28 protein-coding genes are annotated in these 26,181 nt (G+C 60.4%); 9 read left to right on the top strand and 19 right to left on the bottom strand.

The window, feature by feature from the left end; genetic code table 11:
• Positions 1–38: 38 nt before the first annotated feature.
• The 3 genes from ASD64_RS15795 (at position 39) to ASD64_RS15785 (ending at position 6,034) form a co-directional block, all read left to right on the top strand.
• Entirely contained in the window at positions 39–2,942 is a 2,904-nt protein-coding gene (locus ASD64_RS15795) for a phage tail protein (protein WP_056106750.1), read from the top strand.
• A 31-nt stretch (positions 2,943–2,973) separates the two neighbouring features.
• Positions 2,974–4,812, top strand: a complete 1,839-nt coding sequence (locus ASD64_RS15790) for a pyocin knob domain-containing protein (RefSeq protein ID WP_056106749.1) — start codon at positions 2,974–2,976, stop codon at positions 4,810–4,812.
• Positions 4,813–5,524: 712 nt separating this feature from the next.
• Positions 5,525–6,034, top strand: coding sequence for a hypothetical protein (locus ASD64_RS15785; RefSeq protein ID WP_056106748.1), 510 nt, complete (start codon positions 5,525–5,527; stop codon positions 6,032–6,034).
• On the opposite strand, the gene ASD64_RS15780 is transcribed toward ASD64_RS15785, so the two are convergent.
• Positions 6,031–6,906 (bottom strand): methyltransferase domain-containing protein, encoded by an 876-nt coding sequence (locus ASD64_RS15780; RefSeq protein WP_156460183.1) that lies wholly within the window; start codon positions 6,904–6,906, stop codon positions 6,031–6,033. The genes ASD64_RS15785 and ASD64_RS15780 overlap by 4 nt on opposite strands.
• Before the next feature lie 17 nt (positions 6,907–6,923).
• On the opposite strand from ASD64_RS15780, the gene ASD64_RS15775 reads away from it, so the two are divergent.
• The 4 genes from ASD64_RS15775 to ASD64_RS15760 all read left to right on the top strand — a co-directional run bounded on the left by ASD64_RS15775 (position 6,924) and on the right by ASD64_RS15760 (position 8,571).
• Positions 6,924–7,652, top strand: a complete 729-nt coding sequence (locus tag ASD64_RS15775) for a hypothetical protein (RefSeq protein WP_082550011.1) — start codon at positions 6,924–6,926, stop codon at positions 7,650–7,652.
• Between the two features lies 1 nt (position 7,653).
• Positions 7,654–7,845: a hypothetical protein gene (locus ASD64_RS15770; protein ID WP_056106744.1), complete on the top strand. Its 192-nt coding sequence runs from the start codon at positions 7,654–7,656 to the stop codon at positions 7,843–7,845.
• A complete protein-coding gene (locus ASD64_RS15765) occupies positions 7,842–8,093 on the top strand; it encodes a hypothetical protein (RefSeq protein WP_156460182.1) in 252 nt (83 codons plus the stop codon). The genes ASD64_RS15770 and ASD64_RS15765 overlap by 4 nt, the downstream gene beginning before the upstream one ends.
• Positions 8,094–8,226: 133 nt before the next feature.
• Positions 8,227–8,571, top strand: coding sequence for a DUF1515 family protein (locus tag ASD64_RS15760; protein WP_056106740.1), 345 nt, complete (start codon positions 8,227–8,229; stop codon positions 8,569–8,571).
• A gap of 144 nt (positions 8,572–8,715) precedes the next feature.
• Here the strand turns inward: ASD64_RS15760 and ASD64_RS15755 are convergent, their stop codons facing one another.
• From ASD64_RS15755 to ASD64_RS15730, 7 genes are all read right to left on the bottom strand, one after another.
• The gene (locus tag ASD64_RS15755; RefSeq protein WP_056106739.1) at positions 8,716–8,970 is read right to left on the bottom strand and encodes a hypothetical protein; all 255 of its coding nucleotides are present in this window, start codon (positions 8,968–8,970) and stop codon (positions 8,716–8,718) included.
• Entirely contained in the window at positions 8,963–9,442 is a 480-nt protein-coding gene (locus tag ASD64_RS15750) for a hypothetical protein (RefSeq protein WP_056106738.1), read from the bottom strand. Before ASD64_RS15750 ends, ASD64_RS15755 begins: the two co-directional genes overlap by 8 nt.
• A complete protein-coding gene (locus ASD64_RS15745; protein ID WP_056106736.1) occupies positions 9,439–10,341 on the bottom strand; it encodes a DUF3072 domain-containing protein in 903 nt (300 codons plus the stop codon). Before ASD64_RS15745 ends, ASD64_RS15750 begins: the two co-directional genes overlap by 4 nt.
• A 25-nt stretch (positions 10,342–10,366) precedes the next feature.
• Complete coding sequence (locus ASD64_RS15740; RefSeq protein WP_056106734.1) at positions 10,367–10,636, bottom strand: hypothetical protein; 270 nt, start codon at positions 10,634–10,636, stop codon at positions 10,367–10,369.
• A gap of 162 nt (positions 10,637–10,798) precedes the next feature.
• The gene (locus ASD64_RS15735) at positions 10,799–11,458 is read right to left on the bottom strand and encodes an SOS response-associated peptidase (RefSeq protein WP_056106732.1); all 660 of its coding nucleotides are present in this window, start codon (positions 11,456–11,458) and stop codon (positions 10,799–10,801) included.
• A 21-nt stretch (positions 11,459–11,479) separates the two neighbouring features.
• Positions 11,480–11,656, bottom strand: a complete 177-nt coding sequence (locus ASD64_RS21100) for a hypothetical protein (protein WP_156460181.1) — start codon at positions 11,654–11,656, stop codon at positions 11,480–11,482.
• Between the two features lie 3 nt (positions 11,657–11,659).
• Positions 11,660–11,854, bottom strand: a complete 195-nt coding sequence (locus ASD64_RS15730; RefSeq protein WP_056106730.1) for a hypothetical protein — start codon at positions 11,852–11,854, stop codon at positions 11,660–11,662.
• A 123-nt stretch (positions 11,855–11,977) separates the two neighbouring features.
• On the opposite strand from ASD64_RS15730, the gene ASD64_RS15725 reads away from it, so the two are divergent.
• Together ASD64_RS15725 and lipB are read left to right on the top strand one after the other, a co-directional pair.
• On the top strand, positions 11,978–12,229 hold the full coding sequence (locus tag ASD64_RS15725; protein WP_056106729.1) for a hypothetical protein: 252 nt from the start codon (positions 11,978–11,980) through the stop codon (positions 12,227–12,229).
• Positions 12,230–12,727: 498 nt separating this feature from the next.
• The gene (gene lipB, locus ASD64_RS15720; protein WP_056106727.1) at positions 12,728–13,462 is read left to right on the top strand and encodes a lipoyl(octanoyl) transferase LipB; all 735 of its coding nucleotides are present in this window, start codon (positions 12,728–12,730) and stop codon (positions 13,460–13,462) included.
• 378 nt (positions 13,463–13,840) lie between these two features.
• Here lipB and ASD64_RS15715 read toward each other — a convergent pair whose 3' ends face one another.
• The 11 genes from ASD64_RS15715 to nuoK form a co-directional block, all read right to left on the bottom strand.
• Positions 13,841–14,524 (bottom strand): ABC transporter ATP-binding protein, encoded by a 684-nt coding sequence (locus ASD64_RS15715; protein ID WP_200957839.1) that lies wholly within the window; start codon positions 14,522–14,524, stop codon positions 13,841–13,843.
• Entirely contained in the window at positions 14,521–15,804 is a 1,284-nt protein-coding gene (locus ASD64_RS15710) for a lipoprotein-releasing ABC transporter permease subunit (protein WP_056106723.1), read from the bottom strand. The genes ASD64_RS15715 and ASD64_RS15710 overlap by 4 nt, the downstream gene beginning before the upstream one ends.
• On the bottom strand, positions 15,801–17,129 hold the full coding sequence (proS, locus tag ASD64_RS15705; RefSeq protein ID WP_056106721.1) for a proline--tRNA ligase: 1,329 nt from the start codon (positions 17,127–17,129) through the stop codon (positions 15,801–15,803). Before proS ends, ASD64_RS15710 begins: the two co-directional genes overlap by 4 nt.
• Before the next feature lie 464 nt (positions 17,130–17,593).
• Positions 17,594–17,863 (bottom strand): DUF1467 family protein, encoded by a 270-nt coding sequence (locus tag ASD64_RS15700; protein ID WP_056106719.1) that lies wholly within the window; start codon positions 17,861–17,863, stop codon positions 17,594–17,596.
• Positions 17,860–18,264 (bottom strand): methylmalonyl-CoA epimerase, encoded by a 405-nt coding sequence (gene mce, locus ASD64_RS15695; protein ID WP_056106717.1) that lies wholly within the window; start codon positions 18,262–18,264, stop codon positions 17,860–17,862. Before mce ends, ASD64_RS15700 begins: the two co-directional genes overlap by 4 nt.
• Positions 18,265–18,337: 73 nt before the next feature.
• The gene (locus tag ASD64_RS15690) at positions 18,338–20,008 is read right to left on the bottom strand and encodes a ribonuclease J (RefSeq protein ID WP_056106714.1); all 1,671 of its coding nucleotides are present in this window, start codon (positions 20,006–20,008) and stop codon (positions 18,338–18,340) included.
• An 80-nt stretch (positions 20,009–20,088) separates the two neighbouring features.
• Positions 20,089–20,916, bottom strand: coding sequence for a biotin--[acetyl-CoA-carboxylase] ligase (locus tag ASD64_RS15685; RefSeq protein WP_056106712.1), 828 nt, complete (start codon positions 20,914–20,916; stop codon positions 20,089–20,091).
• Complete coding sequence (gene nuoN, locus ASD64_RS15680) at positions 20,916–22,352, bottom strand: NADH-quinone oxidoreductase subunit NuoN (RefSeq protein ID WP_056106710.1); 1,437 nt, start codon at positions 22,350–22,352, stop codon at positions 20,916–20,918. The genes ASD64_RS15685 and nuoN overlap by 1 nt, the downstream gene beginning before the upstream one ends.
• Positions 22,353–22,370: 18 nt before the next feature.
• Complete coding sequence (locus ASD64_RS15675) at positions 22,371–23,876, bottom strand: NADH-quinone oxidoreductase subunit M (protein WP_056106708.1); 1,506 nt, start codon at positions 23,874–23,876, stop codon at positions 22,371–22,373.
• Positions 23,876–25,861: an NADH-quinone oxidoreductase subunit L gene (gene nuoL, locus ASD64_RS15670; protein ID WP_056106706.1), complete on the bottom strand. Its 1,986-nt coding sequence runs from the start codon at positions 25,859–25,861 to the stop codon at positions 23,876–23,878. Before nuoL ends, ASD64_RS15675 begins: the two co-directional genes overlap by 1 nt.
• A gap of 11 nt (positions 25,862–25,872) precedes the next feature.
• A complete protein-coding gene (gene nuoK, locus ASD64_RS15665; RefSeq protein ID WP_056106704.1) occupies positions 25,873–26,181 on the bottom strand; it encodes an NADH-quinone oxidoreductase subunit NuoK in 309 nt (102 codons plus the stop codon).

Genomic DNA, 26,181 nt, shown 5'->3' with positions numbered 1-26,181 from the left:
GCGCGAAACTAACCCCGGCGCGAAACTAGGATTTAGCAATGCCATTTCTTGCACCGCTGATCGGCGCCGTCGTTGGCGCTGTCGGCTCCATTGGCTCGTTCATCACCGGGCTTGGCTTCTTCGGAAAGCTGATAATCGGCATTGGCCTCAATGTCGCGTCAGCTTTGATCCAGAAGGCGCTTGCCAAGAAGCAGAAAGCCCCTCCGGGCGGCGTCCAGTTCGAACGCCAATATGGTGCGGACGTGCCGCGTCAGGTTGCGTGCGGCCTCGTCGGGATTGCCGGCCACGACTGCTACGTCAACACCTATGGGGCTTCGAACAAGTTCCTCCAGCAGATCTACACGCTGTCGGATTACCCTTCTGACGGCCTGTCGCGCGTTTCGATCAATGGCGAGTGGGCAACGCTCGGCTCAACGGCTGACACAGACAAAGGCTACCCGGTCACATCGGGTGAGTTCGCCAATCTCATCTGGATCAAGTTTCTGGACGGCAGCCAGACGACGGCCAATGCGTATCTGGTCGACAACGCCAATCCTTCGGCAAGGTGGACCTCTGCCCATATCGGCGTCGGGCTGACCGCCATCTTGGTGTCGATGACGTTCGACCAGAGCAAGAACAGCCAGTTCCCCGACTTCTTCTTCGAGGTGCGCGCCGCCAAACTTTACGACTGGCGCAAGGATTCCAGTGTCGGCGGCTCCGGCTCGCATCGCTGGAATGACCCGGCAACGCATGAATTTTCCGAAAACCCCATCGTCATCGAGTACAATTACCGGCGAGGCTTTTCCGTCAACGGCGATCTGTTTTGCGGCATGGATATGCCGGCCGGTGACTTGCCGCTCGACAAGTGGACCGCTGCGGCGAACATCTGCGACGAGACGGTTGACGACGAGAAGCGCTATCGCTGCTCGATTCTGCTCGACTGCATGTCGACGCATGGCGACAACATCGAGAGCATCGCGCTTTCGTGCGGGGCCATGTCGGTCGATGGTGTTGAAGGATCGTGGCCGATTGTCGGCTCCGATCAGCCCACGGTCATCACCTTTACCGACGATGACCTGATCACCACGGCTCCGGTACGGTATCGCGCCAAGCGGTCTCAAAGCGAATTGGTCAATTCGGTGTCGGGCAACTTCCCCGATCCCGACAATCTCTGGTCAATGGTGGGCTACGAGCCGCAGATATCGGCCGCCCATGTCACGCTCGACCGTCGCACGCGCGATCTTGCCATTGATTTCCCGCAAGTCCGCTCGCAGCGTCAGGCGGCGCAACTGGCATCGATCTACCTCTACGAAAACCGCTATGAGGCGACCGCAACTGTCACGTTGCGTCCACGCTTCCAGGTTCTGGAGCCGGGCGATTGGGTGCAGTGGAATTCGACCCGGTACGGCAACAAGACCTACATCGTCACCGAAACGCAGTTGATGTCGTTGGACAGCGACGGGCCGCGTAATATCCAAGTGTCGTTGCAGGAGCGTGACGGCGCGATCTACGGCGCCGTGTCGCCACCGGCAATCATCGTTCCGACGCCTCCGGGCACTCCGACCTATCTGAATGAGGTGCAGGACTTTACCCTTGTCGCGGTGAGCATCAGCGGCGCGGACGGCAGGCTTGCGCCAGCAATCCGGGCCTCATGGTCAGCGCCGCAGGACGCCACCGTTACGGCGGTTGAGGTCCAGTACTACCCGACCGCGCAGCCGACTTCGATCATCTACAAGACGGTTCCGGTCGGCACGACGGTAACGCTGCTGGCCGAAGGCGTCATTGCCGGGACGGAATACACGGTCAAGACCAAGCTGGTGACGGACCCGCTGCGCGTTACGGCATGGTCTGCGGGCGCGACCGTCACAACCGATCTGGTTCCCAGCGACGTCGATGTCTATCTGGCCAACGTGAAGGGCGATGCCTACGAGACGCTGCAGCGCATCCAATCGGAAATGGACGAGTTGTCCGCCCGCATGGATGTCATCGCCGCAGGCTCTGCAGATGCGACCGGCGCCAGCATTGATCTGCATAGCGTAGCGCGGCGGTTTCAGAATGCGACCGCGGTTGCAATGACGGAAATGTCGGCGTCGATCGAGCAGACCGAAGATGGTCTTGCCGCGCAGGCTGCAATCCTGGACGCGGTGCAAGCCATCATTGGCGACGTTGAGGCCGGTGTCCTGTGGCGGATGACGGCAGAGGCGGGCGCTGGTGACGTCGTCGCCCGCGTTGTGCTTCAGGTCCGCGCAACGGTCGGTGATGATTGGATATCAGCGGGCACCCTGTGGGAAGCTGGTTTCACCGGCGGCAATCCAGCGCTGCCGTTCAGCCGCGTGATGATCAATGCGGGTCAGTTTGTTATCACTGACGGCACCAACTCCGGTACGCCCTTTGTCTATACCGGCAGCGTCCTTTGGCTCAACGGCGTCAAGGTCGATTGGGCAGATATCGCCAATGCCGTGATCGGATGGGCCGAGATAGGCGATGCAGTCGTCAACAACTTCGTGGCCGGCACGGCAAACATTGGCAACCTGGTAGTTGGGACGAGCAACCTCGATTTTGGGGCTGTCACCGACAGCGCCGAGTTGCATGCTGTCGCGACTAACTTAAACGGCAACGGCGTCTGGCACGATGTCGAGACGCTGACGATCGACAACCCCAGCGACATTCCCGTTTTCATGGAGATATCCGGCACCGTTACCGTAAGTGGCGTAGCTGGCGCATCGGGCAATACAAAGGCCAGGTTGATCAACGTGTCGGATGGCAACTCCGTGGTCTACGAAACCGCCACCGCCACCATTACCAACGGTGGGTCGTCCACCGTCACACTCAGCAACCTTTTCCGACTGTCGTTCGAGACGGTCCAGGGCAGCAATCAGTACAAATTCCAACAGTTTACGTCCGCTGCGGCGGGCAAGGGCTCATGCGATGTGACTGTTGGAATGCTTTGGTGGAAGCGGTAGCGGCCCACATGCGCGACGATAAGGAACCCAAATGACATCGCTGATCTACAACACCGGCACGGTCACCGTGACGAACGGCTCCACTACGGTTACGGGCGCCTTGACCGGCTGGGCCGTGGCGCTGGTAACGGGTGGCATCCTTTCCGTCGATGGGCTTGCCGTGCCCATCGCATCGGTCGAGAGCGACACCAGTTTGACGCTGGCCTATGGATGGCCCGGCACGGGCGGCAGCGGCAAGGCTTATGCCATCGCGCGCGACACCAGCGAGGCAGTGCGCGCCGCATGGACCAATGACAGGCTGGCAACCATTATCCAACGTTTATCGCTGGTCGGCATCCACCCTGACGGCAGCGGCACGCTGACTGAGCGGGATGCTTTGTCGCCTACGCCTGCCACCGGCTTTATCTGGCTGTACGCTGAGGCTGGCAACGATCTGGCGATCTATCGCAAGTCGGCGTCGGGTTGGGATGGGCCGTATCAGGTTGCTGGCGACACTGGCGCGCAGGGGCCAGCGGGAGCACAGGGTGCGGCGGGTGACGGATTTACCCCGGCCGGCGCGTGGGCAATCGGTACGACTTACGACAAGAACGACATGGTGTCGTTTGACGGGCGCACATTCGTTTCGTTCGCCGATGCCAATGTAGGTCACCAGCCTCCCTCGTCTGACAGCGACGACACCTATTGGCAGTTCGTACCCGCAGCTGTTGGTCCGCAGGGGCCACAAGGCGATCAGGGGCCGCAAGGCGTCAAGGGCGATACGGGCGATACCGGGGCGACTGGTCCGGCGAACAGCCTGTCCATTGGCACCGTCGCGGAAGGCGCAGCGGCCGCCACCATCACTGGAACCGCACCGGCACAGACGCTTAACCTGACGATCCCGAAGGGCGATACGGGCGACCAAGGCATTCAGGGCATTCAGGGGCCGCCCGGATCTGGATCGGTCGATAGCGTCAACGGCGATCCGGGGCCGGATATTGTGCTGACGTTTGATGATATTGGTGACGGTGCGATCAACAAAGCCTTCACGGCCACTGAGAAGACGAAACTTTCAGGCATAGCAGACGGGGCTACGGCCAACACAGGAACAGTCACCTCCGTTGCGCTTGCCGTGCCTACTGGCCTTTCGGTATCGGGATCGCCGATCTCAACGAGCGGCACGTTCACGGTCACCTACGCCACCGGGTATCAGGGCTATACGACCGCCGAGGCGGACAAACTGGCCGGGATCGAGGCGGGCGCAACGGCATTGCCGACTCGACTTGGCGCCGTCGCCAAGTCGGTCACCGATTGGGATGATGCTACCGAAAACGGCTGGTTCATGGGGATTGACGCTGCAAACGCGCCCACGGCAACGGTCTGGTACATCGGATATGTGGAAGCGCACCTCCCAACGTACTGCACGCAGACGGTCCACTCCTTCGTGGGCGATAGCGCTGCCGACACAAAGGCCTATCGTCGGGACTGCAATGGCGGAGCGTGGGGCACCTGGTATCCGCTTCAACTTAGCCAAGCGGAACAGGATGCCCGCTACATTCGCCCCGACGCGACCGACCTCCTGACGGCAGGCTACACGGCAACATCTGAGAACAACGGAACCAAATCGAGTGGAACGTATACGCCTACGGCGGTTGGTGGGAACCTCAAGAGGCTCGTCAACGGTGGGGCTTTCACACTGGCCGCCCCAACAGCAGCGGGCGATTACACGATCATCATCCAGATCACCAACAACGCGTCGGCCGGGGCGATCACACTGTCGGGTTTCTCGAAGACCAGCGGAGATGCCTTCACCACGACGAACGGCCACGACTTCTTCGTCTTCGTCACGAAGATCAACGGCTTCACCCACGCAGCAATTCAGGCGCTTCAATAATGTTCCCATTTCCGACCTTTTTGCCGGTAGGCGCGACCCTCACCCGCTCTTTCTCAATCTCTCCAGCCGTATCTGGCAAGACGACGTGGGATTTAGACGCAGACGGTCCGCTAACTCTCAACGCGGCAGGGACATGGACGATTACACCTGAAGCGGGATTTTCAGCGACAGTCGATCTGAATGGTGGTGGTGGTGGGTCCGGGTCGGCAAAAAGCGGCGGCTCTGGCACAAACAGCGCATCCAATGGAGCAGCATCAACCTTCGCAGGGATGTCTGCGGGCGGGGGCGCACGGTCATTAAGCATAATTGACGGCAACAGTGCGGGCGGTGCGGGTGGTACGTCGAGCGGCGGGGATACGAACTCAACGGGATCAGCAGGAACAGCCGGCGTCACGGGGCAGGGCGGAAATGGAGGCGCGTCGCCGAATGGTGGCGCAACGAACGTAAAAGCAGTGGGGTACACAGTCGGCACTGTAGGAAACCCGCCTGGCGGTGGCGCGACTGGAGCAGCTATTGCCGACGAGGCTGCTACGGGCGGTGGTGGCGGTGGTGGGAGATGCGTCAGAGCTTTTGCTGTTGGCGATTTGGCGGTCGGTTCGCCGTTTTCATTGATCGTCGGTGACGGCGGCTCCGGGGCAGCAGGTGGGACCGTTCAAACAGCCGGGGCAGCTGGCGCGCCCGGACGAGCCGTCATCACGTAAGAGGATCAACCATGCTCGCACTCATCCACAACGACACCATCGTCTCTCAAACCGTACCGGGCGGCTGGTTCAACCTTCCGAACGGCGACCGTGCCTCGCCCGCCCACGATGGTTGGTCGGATGGCGAGTACAGCCTTGCAACGATTCAGCCGGCTGATGTGGTGCCAGAGGGCAAGCAGGTTCTCTCCACCACCGTCGAGATGGTCGACGGCCTACCGAAGTATGTGCATGTGCTGGACGATATTCCGTCACCCACAGTCGGTGATTTCCAGCGGGCCATCCAAGCCCATGTTGATACTGTCGCGGTGGCAAAACTCTACAATGACGGCAATGCACTTGCCGGCTACGTCAACAGCACCGTGCCGCAATGGGCGGCCGAGGCGCAAGCGTTCGTGGCTTGGCGGGATGCTGTGTGGGTCTACGCCTATACCGAACTCGACAAGGTTCAGAGCGGCCAACGGCCTGCGCCAACCATCGAAGCATTCATAGCGGAACTACCTGATATCGAGTGGCCCTCCTAGTTGTGGATGGCTTTCGGCTTCCTGATCTTGCGATGGATAGCCTTGGACAATGTCATAGGGAAAGTTTTCTGCATTTCCTCCCGATAGGCGGTTATCCATTTCCCCGGCTCCAAAGGCGCTCGCTGAAGGGGCATGTTCTCCTTTTTAAACAACCCAACCAGTTCATCGAGCCGCTTGTGGAATGTGGTTAGTTGAGAGCCCTTTAGCTGTGGCTTGCGGGTGATGACGGCGCTATCGCGCCACCCGCCGCCTGTGACGGTCGCCGCCATATCGTCCGTTTCAAAATAGCTCTCGACCAGTTCCATTCCGGTCACGGCACAAAGTGCGGCCCATGAATCGGGATAGAAGCGCCAGCAATCAACAGGGTAGCGGTGAACCGGCCCGCCACCTGGCGCTACAATCAAGGCCATGCCGCCCGGAGTGAGAACGCGAGCGATCTCGGCGAACGTGATCCAGAAATAGGGGTTGTGTTCGAAGGTCTGCCCTGAAACGCAAATATCGAAGCTGTTGTTTTTGATTTCGTTCCAAATGAACGGATTTGCCGGAACGATATCGACATTGTTGCCCGCCTCGATGTCCAAGCCTGAGTAGGAGTAGGCTGGTGAAGGGAACAGCCCGCGATAGGTATCTTGATCATGGTAGGATTTGGAGCCGACTTCCAAGACCTTAATGGGACGATCTGCCGGCATTTCGGATTTGTATTGCTCAAGAAAAATTCGAGCTTTTGCAAAAGATGAACCGTGCATTTTTCCCAGCCGATTGATTGCGTCTTCAAATACTGCCTTAGGGCAACCTGCACGATAGTTCCACTCCCTGTTTTTCGCTTGGGCTGCACCCTGCCGCCCATGAAGGCTGCTGACACCTACCGACACGAAAAGAGGAACAAATCATGGACCGCGCGAAATTCTTCGCGGGGTTGCGTTCGCGCGACTCCGGGGTGTTCGGCACGTCCCTGTCTCAAAAGCAGGTGACCGGCACCGAAGCCATACTCGATGAAGCTCAAAGGCGAGGAACACGGCTACCGTGCCTCGCCTACATCCTGGCCACCGCCTATCACGAGACGGCCCACACCATGCAGCCGATAGAGGAATACGGCAGGGGCAAGGGCCGCAAGTACGGCGTCCCGGCAGGTCCATACGGCAAGGTCTACTATGGCCGGGGCTTCGTGCAACTGACCTGGCTGGCGAACTACCAGAAGGCTGGGGAGAAGCTTTCCGTCAATTTAGTCAAGTTCCCCGAACGGGCACTGGAACTCGGCATTGCGACCGAGATCCTTTTCAGCGGCATGTCGGAGGGATGGTTTACCGGCAAGAAGCTGGATGACTACCTGTCGGCGCTCCGAACAGACTATGCCGGCGCGCGCCGGATCATCAACGGAACCGATCGGGCAAACATGATCGGCGGCTATGCGCTCACATTCGAGAAGGCGCTGACTGCAGCGGGCTATTCCAGCCTGAAGCCGCGCCCTTTGCCGCAAGCGAAGCCTGTCCCGGCACCACACCCCGTCCAGACCAAACCCGCTCCAGCGCCCACCCCTGTGGCGCGCAAGAACACCCTCCTTGCGCTGCTCATCGACGCCATCGTGGCAATCGTTCGCTTCTTCAAGAAAGGCAACTGACATGGCATCTGTCATCATTCGTATCGGCCTGCGCTATGGCGCGGCCTATCTCGTCGCTCGCGGCCTGCTCTCGCCAGATGACGGCGCAACCCTCGCCACGGATCATGATGTGCAGATGCTGCTCGGCACGGCCATGGGCGCGGTCGCCGAGGGTTGGTATTACCTCGCTCGCCGCTTTGGGTGGTCGAAGTGAGCGCGCTTCTCTCGGCCCTCGTCTCCGATGCCGGCGGCTATCTGCTCGGCTTCGGGGCAATCCTCATCGCCTTTCTGGCGACATACCTCAAAGGCCGTCTCTCGGGCGCAAAGCTGGAACGGACCAAACAGAAGGCCAAGGAGGCCGATAGCTATGAGAAGTCGCTCAAGGAACTGGCTGACGCTGCCATTGCTCGCAACTCTGTTGATGGCCGGATGCCAGACAGCGACCGTTACCAGCGCGACTGATCGGGCCGTCTGCTCGATCTTCCCGCCGATCACCTATTCCAAGGCCGATACGGCGGAAACCATCATCCAGATTCGCCGGCACAACGCCGGATACGAATCCTATTGCAAATAGCAGTGCAGGATCCTGACTGGCATGGCGACGAATGCAAGTGTTGAGCGCACGCTCGGATTGGTGCTGGGTAAACTCGAAGCGATCGACGATCGCCTGGAGCGCGCGGACGAAAGCCGTTCCGGCCTGCATCGCCGCATGGATGACCTGGTTATGCGCACCGGCCACCTCGAGGCGAATGTGGGGTCGATCGCCAAGAAGGTCGAAGACATGGAAAAGGTGACGGTCGAGGTCACTACGTTACGCACCAAGGCGCAGGGTGCCGGCACGCTCGGCAAATGGCTGATCAGGCTGGGTATCGGCGTCGTGATGGCCGCGGGCTGGATGATGAGCGTCTACACCTGGCTGACCGGCCGCCCGCCACCCTGACCATATTCCCGACGCCGGGAAAATGATCGCCCGCTCGGTTCCGGCCGGGCGGGCATTTTTGTTTAGATCAACAGCCAGCCACAGCTTGCGAGGATGCCTGCGACGACAATTGCCGCCAGCGCAATCCGGCCGGCCGGGCCGATGTCAGGTTCGTAGCGAGGATCTGGCATTGGCGCGCCTCTCGGCCTCGATCATGGCAAGACGCAGCGGCCTCTCCCATGGCGTGATGTAGCTTTCCTTGTGCAGGGCCGCGTAGGTGCCGGCACTGCCTATGCCAAGCGCCGCCTGGCCCGCTTCGCGCGAGCCTTTGGCCGCGCCGCCGTTTAAGCGACGGTTGAAGTCCTTAAGACACTCAGCCAGGGAGCGGGGATCGGCCAGCCAGTCGTGTGGATCAGCCATTCTTGCCTTTTCCTTCGATCCACGCCCATGCAAGCAGGCGCTCATAGTCGCCCAACCATGTCGCCGCGCGCAAATCTTGCTCGATGCCGGCCTCGAAGCGGGCCGCGCACCACGGCGCCGGCGGTATGCTGTCCGGATCGTAAGGGATATCGTCGCGGCCGTCATGCAGCGCCCGCCATATTTCAGCTGCGCCTCTCGATTTCGGCGCGACCGCCATGGTGACGAGAGGCACGTCCTGCTTGCCGATATCCCGCAGGATCGTCGCCAGAAGGACCGGGCCGCTATTGCTGGCCTTGAGCCGATAGACCGGGATGGTGCCGGCTTCCGCGCCGAGTCGTATTTCCGCCACGCCGTCGCGCAGCGCTCGGCGCAACTCCAAATCGACCGCATCGATAGCGATCTGGCTTGCCTCGGGGCGATAGGACTGGCGGCGATGCCCGGTGTCCAGCGTTACGTGCCAAAGATAGGTCATGCTTGATCTCCCCGGCCAAGCAGGCGGTCTATCCATGCCGCCGCCTCATCATAGGTCAGGTTTGACGATATCTTCGGGTTGTCCAGTTTTGCCGTCAGGCTCAGCCCGACGATATAGGTGATCTGGTTTTGCGTGGCGCGGCGTGACGGATCCTTGCGCGGCCGCACATTGCCGCGCAGCTGGTCGATCCGGTCGCTGGCCTGCGACATGGTGAGATCGTCCGGGACGGTATTGTCCTCGCCCGCATCGCGCAGCAGGCGGCCGAGATAACCGCGCTGCATCACCGTTGCCCGTTTCGGCCCCCGCTGAAGGGATGGCCTCTCGGTCGATTTGCCAAGCCTTATGGTTACGCTGTGACCTGCAACAAGCGTCGGGACGCGCACGGGCGGCAGCTCTTCGTCGCGGCCCAAGGTCCAGCGGTTGAGGCTGGCATCCTTTTTTGCGTGCGCCTTGGCGCGCAGTTCGGGGCCGCGCAGCATCGGGCGCCAATACCAGGTGACGTAGCCCTGGTCGCGGACGAGATCGGCAACCTCGGACGCGATCGGCGGCAGCTTGCCTGCAAAACCCTTGGCGAGACACACACGCTGGATATCCCAGGCACCGTGCGCCCACGCCGCGGCGATTGCCATCGATCCGATGTCGGTCAATTGCGGGAGTTTGCGGACGGTGTCCGGCACGCGGCCGTTGACCGACACTCCGATGCCTTCCGGCAGATCGGTGGTGTCGATCATGAGGAGTCCGCCGTCCTCGCTCACGGCATAGTCGCTAAAGTGCGACCAACTGATCGACATCATCGTGGGGCCCGAAACGAGCGGCGCAATCACCGTGACGCCGCACACCGGCCAATCGGTTGCGGCCGCCTCTGTGGCGACCGCTGCGAGAATGGGATTGTTGATCATGCCGGTAGCCTGGAGTGTTATGCGATTATATGAGGCTGTAACCGCTTGCGATGGCGCGCGAGCGAACATCTTCCAAGCTATCGCGGTAGCCGCCCATCATCGTATTATTGTACGTGTAAGAGCCGTCATTCTGGAGGCGGACGACTTGCCAGCCGTGGCCATTGCCGTCAACTTCCGAATAACCTTTGTCCGGCGCGGCCCATACGGCGATGCACCAGTTGAGATCGTTGTCCGACGTGGTGATGATCTGTGCTTCGCGGCTCTGGAAGGTGTCGCTGTTGGTGATGGTGGTCATTTTCTAGTCTCCCGCCTAACTGGTTGGCCCCGAGGCGCGGGCATCAGCTCGTTTGCTGATATGGTCATAATAGGCATATTATACCCATTATGCAAGAGGAAAAATGACTGTTTTTCGTTTAGCTTTGTTGGTTGCGGGGCGGGTCGATCATCGCAGTTGCTCCTAAAGGTCCAGGGTTGCCTGCGCCGTCTCGACCGGCAGCAAGATCAGCCCGTCATTGGGGAGCGGGCGTTGGAGCGCTTTGGCCTCGGACCATGGCGCGCGCATCCATGTCTCGATCTCATCCCTTTCGGTGAGGATGACGGGCATCGCCTTGTTGTGTATCGGCTCGACCACGTCGTTAGGCTGGCAGGTCAGGAAGCCGAACAGTTCGTGCGTGCCCGGCCGAGGGGTCTTCGATGATCCCCGTTCACCCTCCCATGCAGTCCAGAAACCGGCAAAAAAGGCCAGTGGTCGGGCGTCGTTGATCGCAAACCAGCGCTTTGTCTTCTTGGGCCTGGTGTCTTCCCATTCGCAAAACGTTGTCCATGGGACGAGGCATCGATTTTCGACGCCCTGCCACTGTCGCCAATGCGGCAGCCATGTCTTGCGAATGTTGGTGACGCCGCTGTCCGGCTTGCCATTGATGTATTCTTCAGGCGTCGGCATGCCCCATGTCAGGCGCGCCAGTTCGCGCCCGGTCGGTGTGTTTCTGACCACCGGTGCGAGGCGGTCCGGAAAGATGTCCAGTTCCGGCTCCAGATTGCCGACATCGCCGCGGACGGCGCCGGCAAGGTCCATGATGAGCGACTGGTTGGACTTGATGTTGTAGAGATTGCACATTGTCGCAGGGTGGCTTTGCACCTAGTGCCTGTCAATATAGCCCGAAAGCGACAGCACTTCCGGGCTTTCGGCGCCGGCGATGATGGCATGCATCTCTCGCTTCGCCGCGACGGCGGCAAGCAGGTAGTTTGGCCAATAGGCATCGCAGCCGTGTCTGGCGATCGATATGGCTCTCGCAAGGCGTTCCGTGGGCTGCATCGTCTACTCCTCGGAAATCTCGAAGATGCCGGGGTGTGCCTTGTCCACCGCTCGGATCGTGGTTTCTAGGTCGCCGACATGGAGCATCACGGCTTTCAGCGCTTCCATGGCGTCGCCGCCATATTCCTTGACTAATTGTTCTGCCTGGGCTTGCAGGCGCGCCTCGTTTTCGGGGCTTAGTTTTTCGCGGGCACGCATCTCGTCACCTCATGTTTTGATTGACGCAGCCGATTATGTTCATATTTTGTTCTTATGCCAGAACCTTATCGGCCAAAACGAAAGGGAGCTTTCCTGCTGTCCGACTCTCATCGGCTCGGGCAGTTGCTGCGCATCCAGTGTCGCTATTGCAAAGTCGCCCGCAACTATCTGCCAGACGATCTTCGCCATGTGCTGGGAGACATCGAGGTCGACGATGTGACCGATGCCATGCGGTGCCAGAAATGCGGGCAAAAGCATACGCTGATAACAGAGGCAGTTTTTCCGGGCGCGGCCGAGCGGCAGGGAATGACGATCCGCAAACTTGAAAAGGTCTATTATGTCAAGCGGGTGATCTGGCGCGACGAGCCTGCTTAGGGGGTTAACCGGGCGGGATTTTGCATTTCAAGACTGGCTCACGCAATGTAGTGGCAGTAGTTCGAAATGCGCCGCACCTTTTGTGCCATGTTTTGTGACACTACATGTGCCACATATTTTGCGGTCAGGTTGAATTGTTGTGTATTTTCAATAGGCCGCAAAAGGTGCGGTGCATCTCGACCGCACCATATAAAGCGCTCCGCTGAAATCGTTAAAAGTTCTCCGATTTTTCATGCATCGTTGTTCAATACTTGAGGCGTTCCTAGGCCGCTTCATCGTCCAAAGCGAATCGCGCTCAAGCCGCTCCCTTCTACGCGCTTCTGGTCTTACGAATTGTAGTCCCGAAACCAATTCCCGCTTTCTGTCGGCATGCTCCAAGCTGAAAATTCATCCGGCATAGCCAGTACCGCTGGCATCCTTGATTGCCACTCCAAAACCTGAGCAACTGGACGTCCGCCCGATTTGCCTCCATATGAGGGGCTGAAATTCGGAACTGCCATGACAGAACGCAACCAGATCGCCACGTCGTTCCTGCCCTCTCTCGGTTCGGCACCGGTCGAGTGGCGCATCGAAGGCGGCCTCACCCTCTACCCGGACGCACTTGCCTTCATGGAAGCGCGCGCGGAAGCTGTTCGGGCCGGCACTGCTCCCGAACTTGTCTGGCTTGTCGAGCACCCGCCACTTTATACGGCAGGCACCAGCGCCCACGCCGAGGACCTGATCGAGCCGGATCGATTTCCCGTCTTCGCGGCCGGCCGTGGTGGCGAATACACCTACCACGGGCCGGGTCAGCGCGTGGCCTATGTCATGCTCGACCTCAAGCGCCGACGCGAGGACGTACGCGCCTTTGTCGCCGCACTGGAGGAATGGATCATTCGCACGCTTGCCGCTTTCAACGTGCGCGGCGAGCGGCGCGAGGATCGCGTCGGCGTTTGGGTCGTGAGGCCCGGTCGACCGCCTTCCCCCGATGGCTCACCAGCGGAAGACAAAATCGCCGCAATCGGCATCCGCTTGCGCAAATGGGTCAGCTTCCACGGTATCGCCATCAACGTCGAGCCCGATCTCTCGCATTTCGGCGGCATCGTGCCATGCGGCGTACAGGATCATGGCGTCACCAGCCTTGTCGATCTTGGCCTGCCCGCAACCATGGCAGACCTCGACCTTGCCTTGAAAACTGCCTTTGAGGATGTCTTCGGCCCCGCGAAACAATCAGCGGTAGACAAGGCCGCCTGACCTCCGCTGCACGCAGATCAGTTCGATACGCTTACAAAAAATTACCTCTCACAGCGCGCCGATCCAGATCGCCATGGAAACAAGAAACGTACTCATGCATACGAGCGACACAACATCCTGAACAAGATCAGTCATTACCATCTCCTGTTTTGCATATGTTCGTATTTTGTTCTAATTTTGTTCGAATGTCAACGACCGAGCGCACGCGCTGCCGAAGTTAAGCGGCGCGAAGCGGACTACAGTTAAGGAAACGTTGCGGGGTCGCATACGGCGTTAACGTCGCGATCAGCGCCAGTTATCGATCAAACAACGTGATGATCACGTCGGGTACGAAAAAACCGCAGGCCCGGCTTCGCCCAGGCATACACCGGCCCAGGATCAGAGCGGCACCACCTTGCCGTCCGCAAGCGTCACGCGGCGATCCATTCGCTCCGCCAGCCCATGATTGTGGGTCGCGATCAAGGCAGCAAGCCCCGACTGCCGCACCAAGGCCTCCAGCGCCTCGAAAACATAAGATGCTGTCGCCGGGTCGAGATTCCCGGTCGGCTCGTCGGCCAGCAGCACCAGGGGAGCATTGGCAACGGCGCGAGCGATGGCGACGCGCTGCTGCTCGCCGCCAGACAATTCGGATGGCCTGTGCTGCGCGCGCTGGCCGATCTGCATGTAGTCCAGCAACTGGGCGGCGCGGTCCGCCGCTTCCTTGCGCCCCAGCCCCTTGATCAGCTGCGGCATCATGATGTTTTCGAGCGCCGAAAACTCCGGCAAGAGGTGATGGAACTGATAGACGAAACCGACATCGTTGCGGCGGATCGCGGTGCGTTCGTCGTCTGAGAGCCTGCCGCAAGCCCGGCCGGCAAGGATCACATCGCCCGCATCCGGACGCTCAAGCAGACCCGCCGTGTGCAGCAGCGTCGACTTGCCTGTACCGGACGGCGCCACCAGCGCCACCATCTCGCCGCGCTTCAGCGAAAAATCCGCACCGCTCAGGATCGTGAGCTTGCGCTCCGCCTGCACGTAATGGCGCTCGACCGCCTTCAGTTCGATAATGGCCTCAGCCATCATTCGTACCTCAGCGCTTCGACCGGATCGAGCCTCGCCGCCCGCCATGCCGGAAACAGCGTTGCCAGGAACGACAGCACAAGCGCCATCAGGACAACCGAAATCGTTTCGCCGGCGTCCATCTTGGCCGGCAATTGACTCAGGAAATAAAGCTCGGGGTTGAACAGCACCGTGCCTGAAATCCACGAGAAGAACTCGCGGATGCGCTCGACATTGAGGCAGATGACGATACCCAAGGCGACGCCAGCCAACGTGCCGACCACGCCGATCGCCGCTCCCGTCATCAGGAAGATGCGCAGGATCGCGCCCCGCGTCGCCCCCATCGTGCGCAGGATCGCGATGTCGTGGCCCTTGTCCTTCACCAGCATGACCAGGCCGGAGATGATGTTGAGCGCCGCCACCAGGACGATCAGCGTCAAGATCATGAACATCACGTTGCGCTCGACCTGCAGCGCCGAAAAGAAGGTCTGATTGCGCTGGCGCCAGTCGGTCAGGTAAACCTGCCTCTGTGCCGCCTCCTCGACCTTGGGTCTTAGCGCATCGACATCGTCGGGATTGTCGACATAGACTTCGATGAGTTGCGCCCTGCCCTCCATATTGAAATAGAGCTGCGCTTCCGAAAACGGCATATAGACGATGGAACTGTCATACTCCGACATGCCCACTTCGAAGATTGCGGCGATCGGATAGCCTTTCAGGCGAGGCATCGTTCCAAGCGGCGTGACGTCACCGTCCGGCGAAACCAGCGTGATCGTGTCCCCCAGCACCAGGCCCAGGTTTTCGGCCATGCGGCTGCCGATAGCGACCCCCTCACCGGTGTCGAAGCCGACGATCGAACCTTGCTTGATGTTGTTGGCGACGATCGACACCTTGCCGAGATCCTCGCCCCTTATGCCGCGCACCAAGGCGCCGGCGCCCGAGCCGACATTGCCTTGCGCCAGCACCTGGCCATCGATCAGCGGCAGCGCGTACTTCACCCCCGCCACACCGTTAATGCGGCTGGCGATCTCTGAGTAGTCTTCCAGCGGCATGTCCACCGGCGTTACGATGAGATGACCGTTGACGCCGAGGATGCGGGTCAAAAGCTCGGCACGAAAGCCGTTCATCACCGCCATCACCACGATCAGTGTGGCAACGCCCAGCATGATGCCGAGGAACGAGATCGAGGCAATGACCGAGATCACCGTTTCCTTGCGGCGCGAGCGCAGGTAGCGCCACGCAACCATGCGCTCGAAACCGGAAAACGGCCCAGCGCCGGCCGGCTTTGCCGCGGCCTGGTTCATGCGGCGGCACCAAGCCGCTTGGCGACAGCCGCAACCGGCAGCGTTTCGCGCTCGCCGGTCCTGCGGTTCTTCAACTCGATCTCACCTGCCGCGACACCACGCGGTCCGACGATAAGCTGCCAAGGCAAGCCGATCAGGTCGGCCGTAGCGAACTTGCCGCCCGGGCGCTGATCCGTATCGTCGTAGAGCACGTCCTTGCCGGCAGCCGTCAGCGCCGCATACAGGTCGTCGCACACCCGGTCGCATTGCGCGTCGCCTGCCTTCATGTTGATGAGGCCGATGTCGAAAGGCGCTACCGATTCCGGCCAGATGATGCCGTTGTCGTCATGGCTTGCCTCGATGATCGCCGCGATCAGGCGCGTCGGCCCGATGCCGTAAGAGCCCATGGAGACAAAGTGCTCCTTGCCGTCGGGCCCCTGCACCTTGGCGTTCATCGGCTTGGAATATTTCTCGCCGAAATGGAAGATATGTCCGACCTCGATGCCGCGCGCGGAAAGCCGGTCCCCTTCGGCTATCTGGCCCCACGCCGCCTCGTCATGCATTTCGTCGGTCGCGGCATAAGGCGTCGTCCAGTGCGTCACGATGTCGGCAATCTCACTGTCATTGCCGAAATCGACATTCTCCCCGGGCACCGTCAGGTCGAGGAAATCCTTGTGACAGAACACCTGGCTCTCACCGGTCTCGGCCAAGATGATGAATTCATGCGAAAGGTCGCCGCCGATCGGGCCGGTATCGGCGCGCATCGGGATCGCCTTCAGTCCCATGCGCGTGAAGGTGCGCAGATAGGACACGAACATACGGTAATAGGCGGCTTTGGCGCCTTCGTAGTTCAAATCGAACGAATAAGCATCCTTCATCAGGAATTCGCGGCCACGCATCACGCCGAAGCGCGGCCGCACCTCGTCGCGGAATTTCCACTGGATGTGGTAGAGATTTAGCGGCAGGTCCTTGTAGGACTTGACGTAGGAGCGGAAGATTTCCGTCACCATCTCCTCGTTGGTCGGGCCGTAGAGCAGTTCGCGCTCCTGTCGGTCCTTGATCCGCAGCATCTCCTTGCCATAGGCGTCGTAACGGCCGCTTTCGCGCCACAACTCGGCCGACTGAATGGTCGGCATCAGGATTTCCAGCGCGCCAGCCCGGTCCTGCTCCTCGCGGATGATGCGGCAGACCTTGTCGAGCACCCTTTTGCCGAGCGGCAGCATCGTAAAGGAGCCCTGCCCCTGTTGGCGGATCATGCCCGCGCGCAGCATGAGCCTGTGAGAGATGATCTCGGCCTCACGTGGATTTTCCTTGAGAATGGGCAAAAAATAGCGCGACAAACGCATGAGCTGTTCCGTGAGAGAAAATGGCGCCACCGGAATCGGTGCGCCGCAGGCTTGTTTGCTTCGGCTTCATAGCCATTTCATGGCCGAATGGAAACCCGCGCTTGTGACTTGATGGATCGGCAATGATGCCGCAGTCTCAGGCTGACTACTTGTCAGGCACCGACCGCAATTTTATTGTGCAATGCAGCACATTAAAGTCGGTTTCGGCGCAAAATTTGTAGTGACTTTCTTGCAGACGTTGGTCTAGTGTGCCTCGATAATCGAGAGGGCGGAGCAAAATCTGCCCTCCTACGCGGTCAAAGTCTTGGGAGGATGCGATCTAGGCGCGATGACTCGCTGCCGCCGGACAACGGAACACGGATCGGACGCGTTTATTGCAAGGCCTAGTGCCTTGCATTTTTTTTGTGCAATCAAAAGACGAAAGCCGCTGTGCCGCGCTCAAGGCAGTCACCTGAGTGACACGGTTACCTGAACTCGGGGATGACCCTGGGAATATCGTCGAAGCCGAGTTCCAAGCCTCGGGTCACACCGTAGAATGCCCCCATGATGACGACCGTGACCAATGTGGTCCACAGCACGGCGCGCAGCATATGCGGTCCCCGCGGCGCGCTGGGAACGGTACCCAACGTGACATTATCGTCCTCATCCTGCGTCTTCACCCCAAAGGGCAGGATCGCAAAAAGGACCAGCCACCACGCCACGAAGAAAATCGCGGTAAAAGAGACCCAGCTCATGCCTGCTCCAGTTCGATCAGCGTGCCGAAGAAGTCCTTGGGGTGCAGGAACAAGACCGGCTTGCCATGGGCCCCGGCTTTAGGATTGCCATCTCCCAGCACCCGCGCACCGCCTGCCTTGAGGCGATCGCGCGCTCCCAGGATATCGTCCACCTCGTAGCAGACATGATGCATGCCGCCGGACGGATTCTTGTCCAGGAAGGCAGCGATGGGCGACCCCTGCCCCAGCGGCTCCAGAAGCTCGATCTTGGTATTGCCGACATCGATGAACACCACCGTTACGCCATGTTCCGGCAGGGCCTGCGGCTCCGTTACGCACGCACCCAGCGTCTCTCGGTAAGTGGCGACGGCTGCAGCCAGATCGGGCACGACAATGGCGACATGGTTCAGGCGTCCGAGCATTTTTCAAATCCTGAGCGAACAAGGGACGGAGAGGAAAGGCGCGCTAAATACCTATTCGCTACTCCCTATTCACTCACCTTGTTACGAACACCGTCACCAGAGGCTTCTTCCCCCAGGCTTCGTTGGCGGACGCCCTGACGGCACGGCGCACGGATTCCTGGACGAGGTCGAGGTCTTTTCGGCGCTGCCGGGGGATTGAGTCCACCGCGCCGATTGCCGCATCGAGCATAAGGTCCTCCAGCGTCTCCCCGCTCGCGTCCGTTTCGGCAACGCCAATGGCGACGATATCTGGATCGCCGGCCAGTTCGTACTTGTCGTCCAGCACGACATTGACGGCGACATGGCCCGCGAACGACAGCTTGCGCCGGTCGCGAATGCCCATCGCCTCGTCGCTGCCAACCAGCTTGCCATCCTTGTAGACGCGCCCGAACGGCACCTGATCGACGATGGTCGCGGCGCCGGGATAGAGCCGTAGCATGTCGCCATCGCGAATTTGCGCGACCTGGGCAATGCCGGACATCGCCATCAGCGAGCCTTGCGCCACCAGATGCGCTGCCTCACCATGCACCGGTACGCCGATCTGCGGCCGCACCCACTCGTACATCCGCTTCAATTCACTACGCCGTGGATGGCCCGAAACGTGGACGAGCGCGTCGCCGTCCTCGATGATCTTCATGCCGAGATCGATGAGGCGGTTCTTGATCTCGAGGATCGCCTTCTCGTTGCCGGGAATGGTGCGCGAGGAGAAGATCACCGTGTCTCCCGCCGTGAGTGAAACGGTCTTCATCTCGTCGCGCGACAGCTTGGCAAGGGCGGCCAGCGGCTCGCCCTGGCTGCCGGTGCAGATGATCACCAGGTTCTTGCGGTCGATGAAGCCGTAGTCCTCCTCGGCCACGAATTCCGGCAGACCGTCCATATATCCCAGTTCGTCGGAGACATCGATGACCCGTTTCAAGGAACGGCCAAGCACAAGGCATTTGCGCCCTGCGTCACGCGCTGCGCGCGCAATGGAAATGATGCGGCCGACATTCGAAGAAAAGGTCGTGATGGCGACACGGCCCTTTGCTTGCTCGATCAAGACCTTCAGGCTGGCGCCGACCTCCTGCTCCGATGGGGAATCGCCTTCCCTCAACGCATTGGTGGAATCGCAGACCAGCGCCAGCACGCCTTTGTCGCCATAGGCGCGGAAACGGGTCTCATCGGTCTTGGGGCCAAGTGTGGGCGCAGGATCGATCTTCCAGTCGCCTGTGTGGATCACCGTTCCTGCCGGTGTGGTGATGGCCAGGGACATCGGCTCAGGAATGGAATGGGCCACGGGAATGGCTTCGATCTCGAACGGGCCGACGGTGAATTTTTCCCCGGCCCGGTACACCGTTACCGGGATTTTCGGAGCGCCATGCTCACCTTGCCTTTTGGCTTCCAGCAGTCCGGCCGAGAACGGCGTCATCCACACCGGCGCCTTCAGGCGCGGCCAGATGTCGTGCAAGGCGCCGTAGTGATCCTCGTGCGCATGAGTGATGACGATGCCGCGCAGATTGGCGATATTTTCCTCGATGAAGCGGGTATCGGGCAGGATCAGGTCGACACCGGGATGCGACGGATCTGGAAACGTTACGCCGACGTCGACGATGATCCACTCGCGCGCATTGGCCGGACCATAGCCGTAGAGGGCGAAATTCATGCCGATCTCGCCGACGCCGCCAAGCGGCACGAAAACCAGTTCGGCATTTTCCGCTCGTGCCATGATTATACCTTTCTCAGTGAGAGCCCGATCAAACGTCAGGGCCACCTTGTCTTGTCGTCAATTCCAGCCCGAGCGTTGTCTCAAACGGCTGCGGCCGAAGCAACGGCACCGAAATGAACATCGCCCGCCGCGATCGTCAGGGCTGATCCGTTCTGGTCGCGGATCACGAAACGGCAGTCTTCGTCAATGGTTTCGAACGTGCCGCGCACCACATTCCCGTCAATTCTGACAGCAACCTCGCTGCCGATGCCCGCTGCGCGCTCCAGCCATCGCCGGCGTATTGCTGCAAGACCATGTCCGTCGCTCCACAAGCGCGCATTCTCGTTCCAGGCGTCGGACAGGGCCAGGAACACCGTTTCGGCATCGCAATTGGCACCCAGCGCCTTCAGGGAGATAGCCGGATATGGCAAATCCTGAGGATACGCCACGACATTGGCACCGATGCCCACCGCCACGGCGAAACGTCCGTTTTCGAGCAGCGACGACTCTAGCAGAATGCCCGCCAGCTTGGCCCCGGAGGCCAGCACATCATTGGGCCACTTCAATTCGAAGCGGTTGCGCCCCTCGCCGCTGCCGCCGTCGACGCCAATCGAAATACGCCCCTTTGGCACGACTGCATCGAGCGCGTCAGCCAGCGCCAGCCCGGCAACGAAGCCGAGTGTGGCAGCCAGTCTCAGTTCAAAGTCGGCAACCACCAGCAAGGTCGCGGCGAGATTGCCTGGCGGCGACAGCCAGGCCCGCCCACGGCGGCCTCGGCCACTTTGCTGGTCGTTCGAAACCACCCACAGTTTGCCTGGATCGCCGGCGCGGGCGCTTTCCAGGGCCTGCGCATTGGTCGAGCCGATCGTGTCGTACGCGTCGAGGCGATATCCTTCGGATGCCGCTGTCGGCGCGAGCGCGAACACCATCAGAAGAACGTCTTGGCGGCAGCCTGCGCATAGGTGCCGATCGGTCCGCCGATCAGCACGTAGAACAGCACGAAGGCCCCGGAGGCGCCAAGGATCACCCGCAACTCACCCGGCATCGGCTCGAAGCCGCCGACCGGTTCGTCAAACCACATGATCTTGATGATCCTGAGATAGTAGAACGCGGCCACGACCGAAGTCAGCACGCCGATGACCGCCAATGCGTATAGTTCGGCATTGATGGCTGCGAGGAACACGTACCATTTCGCCCAGAATCCGGCCAGCGGCGGAATGCCGGCCAGCGAGAACAGAAGAATGGTGAGGATGGTCGCCATCACCGGGTTGGTGTTGGACAGTCCGGCGAGATCGCCGATCGTCTCGACCTGCCCTTCCTTGCGCCGCATGGCGATGATGAAGGCAAAGGTACCAAGCGTCATCGCCACATAGATCAGCATGTAGATGATCACGCCCCGCACACCGGACTCGCTGTTGGCGGCAAGACCGACCAGCGCGAAGCCCATATGGCCGATCGAGGAATAGGCCATGAGGCGCTTGAAGTTGCGCTGACCGATGGCCGCGAACGAGCCAATCGCCATCGAGGCGATGGACACAAACACGATGATCTGTTGCCAATCCGCCGCCGACGGCTCGAACGCCTCCATGACGAGGCGAAGGATGAGCGCCATCGTCGCGACCTTGGGGGCTACCGCGAAGAACGCAGTCACGGGGGTTGGCGCGCCTTCATAGACGTCGGGAGTCCACATGTGGAAAGGGGCTGCCGAAATCTTGAACACCAAACCGGCGAGGATAAAGACAAGGCCGAACAGCACCCCAACCTGACGTTCCGCGCCGCTCAGCGCCGAAGCGATAACGTTGAAGTCGATGGACCCGGTGTAGCCGTACACCAGCGAGATACCGKAGAGCATCATGCCGGTACCGAGCGCACCGAGGATAAAGTACTTCAGGCCCGCCTCGCTCGAGCGCAGGCTGTCGCGGTTGATTGCCGCAACGATATAGAGCGCAAGCGATTGCAGTTCGAAGCTGAGATAGAGCGCGATCATGTCGTTGGCCGAGGCCATCAACAGCATGCCGATCGACGACAGCATGACCAGGACCGGATATTCGAAACTGTCGAACTTCTCTGCCTTGGCGAAGCCGACCGACATCACCAGCGTCACCGCCGACCCGACAAGCGTCAGTACTTTCATGAAGCGCGCGAACGGGTCGACGACGAACGAGTTGCCGAACGCCTTGCCCTCGCCAACCGAGAAAAGCAGCCATGCGCCCGCGGCCACCATCACGAGCACGGCAAGCGTGGTGACAAGCGTGCTCGAGCGGCTGTTGGAATAGACACCGATCATCAGAAGCACCATGGCCCCAACGGCCATGATGAGTTCCGGCGTTAGAAGTCCGAGACTGGCGGAGAGTTCCGGCGTCATGGTTCGCTAAGTCTCCAGTCAGTTTGCAGCCGCGGTCTGCGCGGCGTTGATGGATGCGGTGACGTTGGTCACCAGCGCCTTGACCGACTGCGCCGTTGCATCGAATACCGGCGCCGGATAGACGCCGAAGAAGATCGTCAGCACCACCAGCGGATAAAGGATAGCCTTTTCGCGCCCGGACAGGTCGAGCATGCTCTTCACGCTGTCCTTGGTCAGTGTGCCGAATACGACGCGGCGATAGAGCCACAGTGCATAGGCCGCCGACAGGATCACGCCCGTCGTGGCGAAGAACGCCACCCATGTGTTGGCCTTGAAGGCGCCGAGAAGCGTCAGGAACTCGCCGACGAAACCGCTGGTTCCTGGCAGGCCGACATTGGCCATGGTGAAGATCAGGAATGCCACCGCGTATTTCGGCATGTTGTTGACCAGACCGCCATAGGCGTCGATCTCGCGCGTGTGCAGCCGATCATAGATGACGCCGACGCACAGGAAGAGCGCGCTGGAGACAAGGCCATGCGACAGCATCTGAAAGATGGCGCCCTGGATGCCTTCCGCGTTCATGGCGAAGATGCCCATCGTCACGTAACCCATATGCGCCACGGACGAGTAGGCAATCAGCTTCTTCATGTCCTCCTGCATCAGCGCGACCAGCGAGGTGTAGATGATGGCTACAACCGATAGAGCGAACACCATCGGTGCAAACATTTCCGACGCGATCGGGAACATCGGCAGCGAAAAGCGCAGGAAACCGTAACCGCCCATCTTCAACAGAATGCCGGCCAGAATGACCGAACCCGCTGTCGGAGCCTCGACGTGCGCGTCCGGCAGCCAGGTATGAACCGGCCACATCGGCATCTTCACCGCGAAAGAAGCGAAGAAAGCCAGCCATAGCCAGGTCTGCATCGAAGCCGGGAACGCATGCGTCAGCAGCGTCGGGATATCGGTGGTACCGGATTGCCAGAACATCGCCATGATGGCCAGCAGCATCAGCACCGAGCCGAGCAGCGTATAGAGGAAGAACTTGAACGAGGCATAGACGCGCCGCTTGCCGCCCCACACGCCGATGATGATGAACATCGGGATCAGGCCAGCCTCGAAGAACACGTAGAACAAGACGATGTCCAGCGCGCAGAACACGCCGATCATCAGCGTTTCCAGAAGCAGGAAGGAGACCATATAGGCCTTCACGCTCTTCTGGATCGATACCCACGAGGCAAGAATGCACAGCGGCATCAAGAACGTCGTCAGGATGACGAACAGCATCGAAATGCCGTCGACGCCCATATGATAGGAAATGCCCGAGTCCAGCCACCCGTGCTTTTCGATCATCTGGAACCCGGCCTGCGAGTTGTCGAAGCCGATCCACACGAACAGCGACACCACGAAGGTGACCACGGTCGTCAAAAGCGTGATCGAGCGGATGTTGCGCCGGCCGTTTTCGTTGTCGTCGCCGATCAACAATATGAGCAGCACGCCGACCAGCGGCAGGAACGTGACCGTCGATAGAATTGGCCAGTCGGTCATCAGAGCATCATCCAGGTGACGAGTGCGGCAACGCCGATCAGCATGGCGAAGGCATAATGGTAGAGGTAGCCGGACTGCAGCTTGACGACACGGTTGGTGACGTCGACCACGCGGGCCGACACGCCGTCAGGGCCAAGCCCGTCGATGATCCTGCCGTCGCCCGTCTTCCACAGGAAGTGGCCAAGGCGCTTGGCGGCGCGCACGAACAGGAAGTCGAAGAGTTCGTCGAAATACCACTTGTTGAGCAGGAACGCGTATAGGCCGCGATGGTGGGCGGCAAGTTGCTTCGGCGTCTCGGGCGAGCGGATGTAGAACTGCCAGGCGACGAGCAGGCCGATCAGCATCGCCACGAAAGGCGACAGCTTCACCCAAAGCGGCACGCCGTGCATATCATGCAGGATGTGGTTGTCGGGCAGCGTGAACAGCGATGCCTTCCAGAACTCGGCATAACCTTCGCCGATGAAATAGTTGGCGAACAACACACCGGCAAACAGCGAGCCGGCGGCCAGGATGAACAATGGCACCAGCATCACCGGCGGCGATTCGTGCACGTGGTGCATGACCTCGTGGCTGGCGCGCGGCTCGCCATGGAAGGTCATGAAAATCAGCCGCCAGGAATAGAAGCTGGTGAAGCAGGCTGCCACCACCAAAGCTACGAAGGCAAAGCCCGCAACCGCATTGTGGCCGACAAACGCGCTTTCGATGATCGCATCCTTGGAGAAAAAGCCGGCCGTACCGATAACGGTTGCCGGAATGCCGACGCCGGTCAGCGCCAGCGTGCCGATGATCATCGTCCAGTAGGTGGACGGGATCAGTTTGCGCAGGCCGCCCATCTTGCGCATGTCCTGTTCGTCCGAAACGGCATGGATCACCGAGCCGGAGCCGAGGAACAGAAGCGCCTTGAAGAAGGCGTGCGTGAACAGGTGGAAAATGGCGACCCCATAGGCGCCGACGCCCAACGCCACAAACATGTAGCCGAGCTGCGAACAGGTCGAATAGGCGATGACGCGCTTGATGTCGTTCTGCACCAGGCCGACCGTTGCCGCAAAGAAGGCGGTGAACGCGCCGATAAAGGTCACGACGAGAAGTGCGGTGTGCGACAGTTCGAACAGCGGCGACAGGCGCGCGAGCATGAACACACCCGCCGTCACCATGGTCGCGGCATGGATCAGCGCCGAAACAGGCGTCGGGCCTTCCATGGCGTCCGGCAGCCAGGTGTGCAGCGGCACCTGTGCCGACTTGCCCATGGCGCCCATGAACAGCAGAAGGCACACCACGGTAAGGGCCGCCTGCTTGTCGAGCGCATAGCCGAGGAAATTAAGCACGGCCTCGCCGCCTGAGGCAGCTTCCGCACCATGTTCGGCCGGAATGAAGGAAGCCGCATTGGCGAAAATGGTGCCGAGATTGACCGAGCCGAACAGGACGAATACGCCGAAAATGCCGAGCGCAAAGCCGAAGTCGCCGATACGGTTGACGACGAAGGCCTTGATGGCCGCCGCATTCGCGGACGGCTTCTTGTACCAGAAACCGATCAGCAGATAGGAGGCGAGGCCCACGCCTTCCCAGCCGAAGAACATCTGGATCAGGTTGTCGGAGGTCACCAGCATCAGCATGGCAAAGGTGAACAGCGACAGATAGGCAAAGAAGCGCGGCCGGTTCGGATCGTGGTGCATGTAGCCGATCGAGTAGATGTGCACCAGCGCCGACACGGTGTTGACGACGACCAGCATGACCACCGTCAACGTGTCGATCCTGAGCGCCCATGCCGCATCGATGCCGCCGGACTGTATCCAGCGCAGCACCGGCACCGTGAACACTTCCGTTTCGGAAAACCCGATCGAAAAGAACGCGACCCACGACAGTACAGCCGAAATCACCAGCAGGCCGGAGGTGATGTATTCCGAGGCCTTGGCGCCGAGCGACGTGCCGAACAAGCCGACGATCAGGAAGCCGATGAGGGGAAGGAAGACGATGGCTTGATACATGACTGGTCCCATCAACCCTTCATCATATTCACGTCTTCCACCGCGATGGAGCCGCGGTTGCGGAAGAAAACCACAAGAATGGCAAGGCCGATGGCCGCCTCTGCGGCCGCGACCGTCAGCACAAACAGCACGAAGACCTGTCCGACGAGATCGTTGAGCAGCGAGGAGAAGGCGACCAGGTTGATATTGGCCGCAAGCAACAGCAACTCGATGGACATCATGATGACGATGACGTTCTTGCGGTTCAGGAAGATGCCGAACACGCCGATTGTGAACAGGATCGCCGAGAGTGTCAGGTAGTGTCCGATGCCGACGCTCAT

The sequence above is a fragment of the Mesorhizobium sp. Root157 genome (assembly GCF_001427385.1).
Classification (GTDB): Bacteria; Pseudomonadota; Alphaproteobacteria; order Rhizobiales; family Rhizobiaceae; genus Mesorhizobium.
This window is presented reverse-complemented; position numbering and strand designations above follow the sequence as displayed.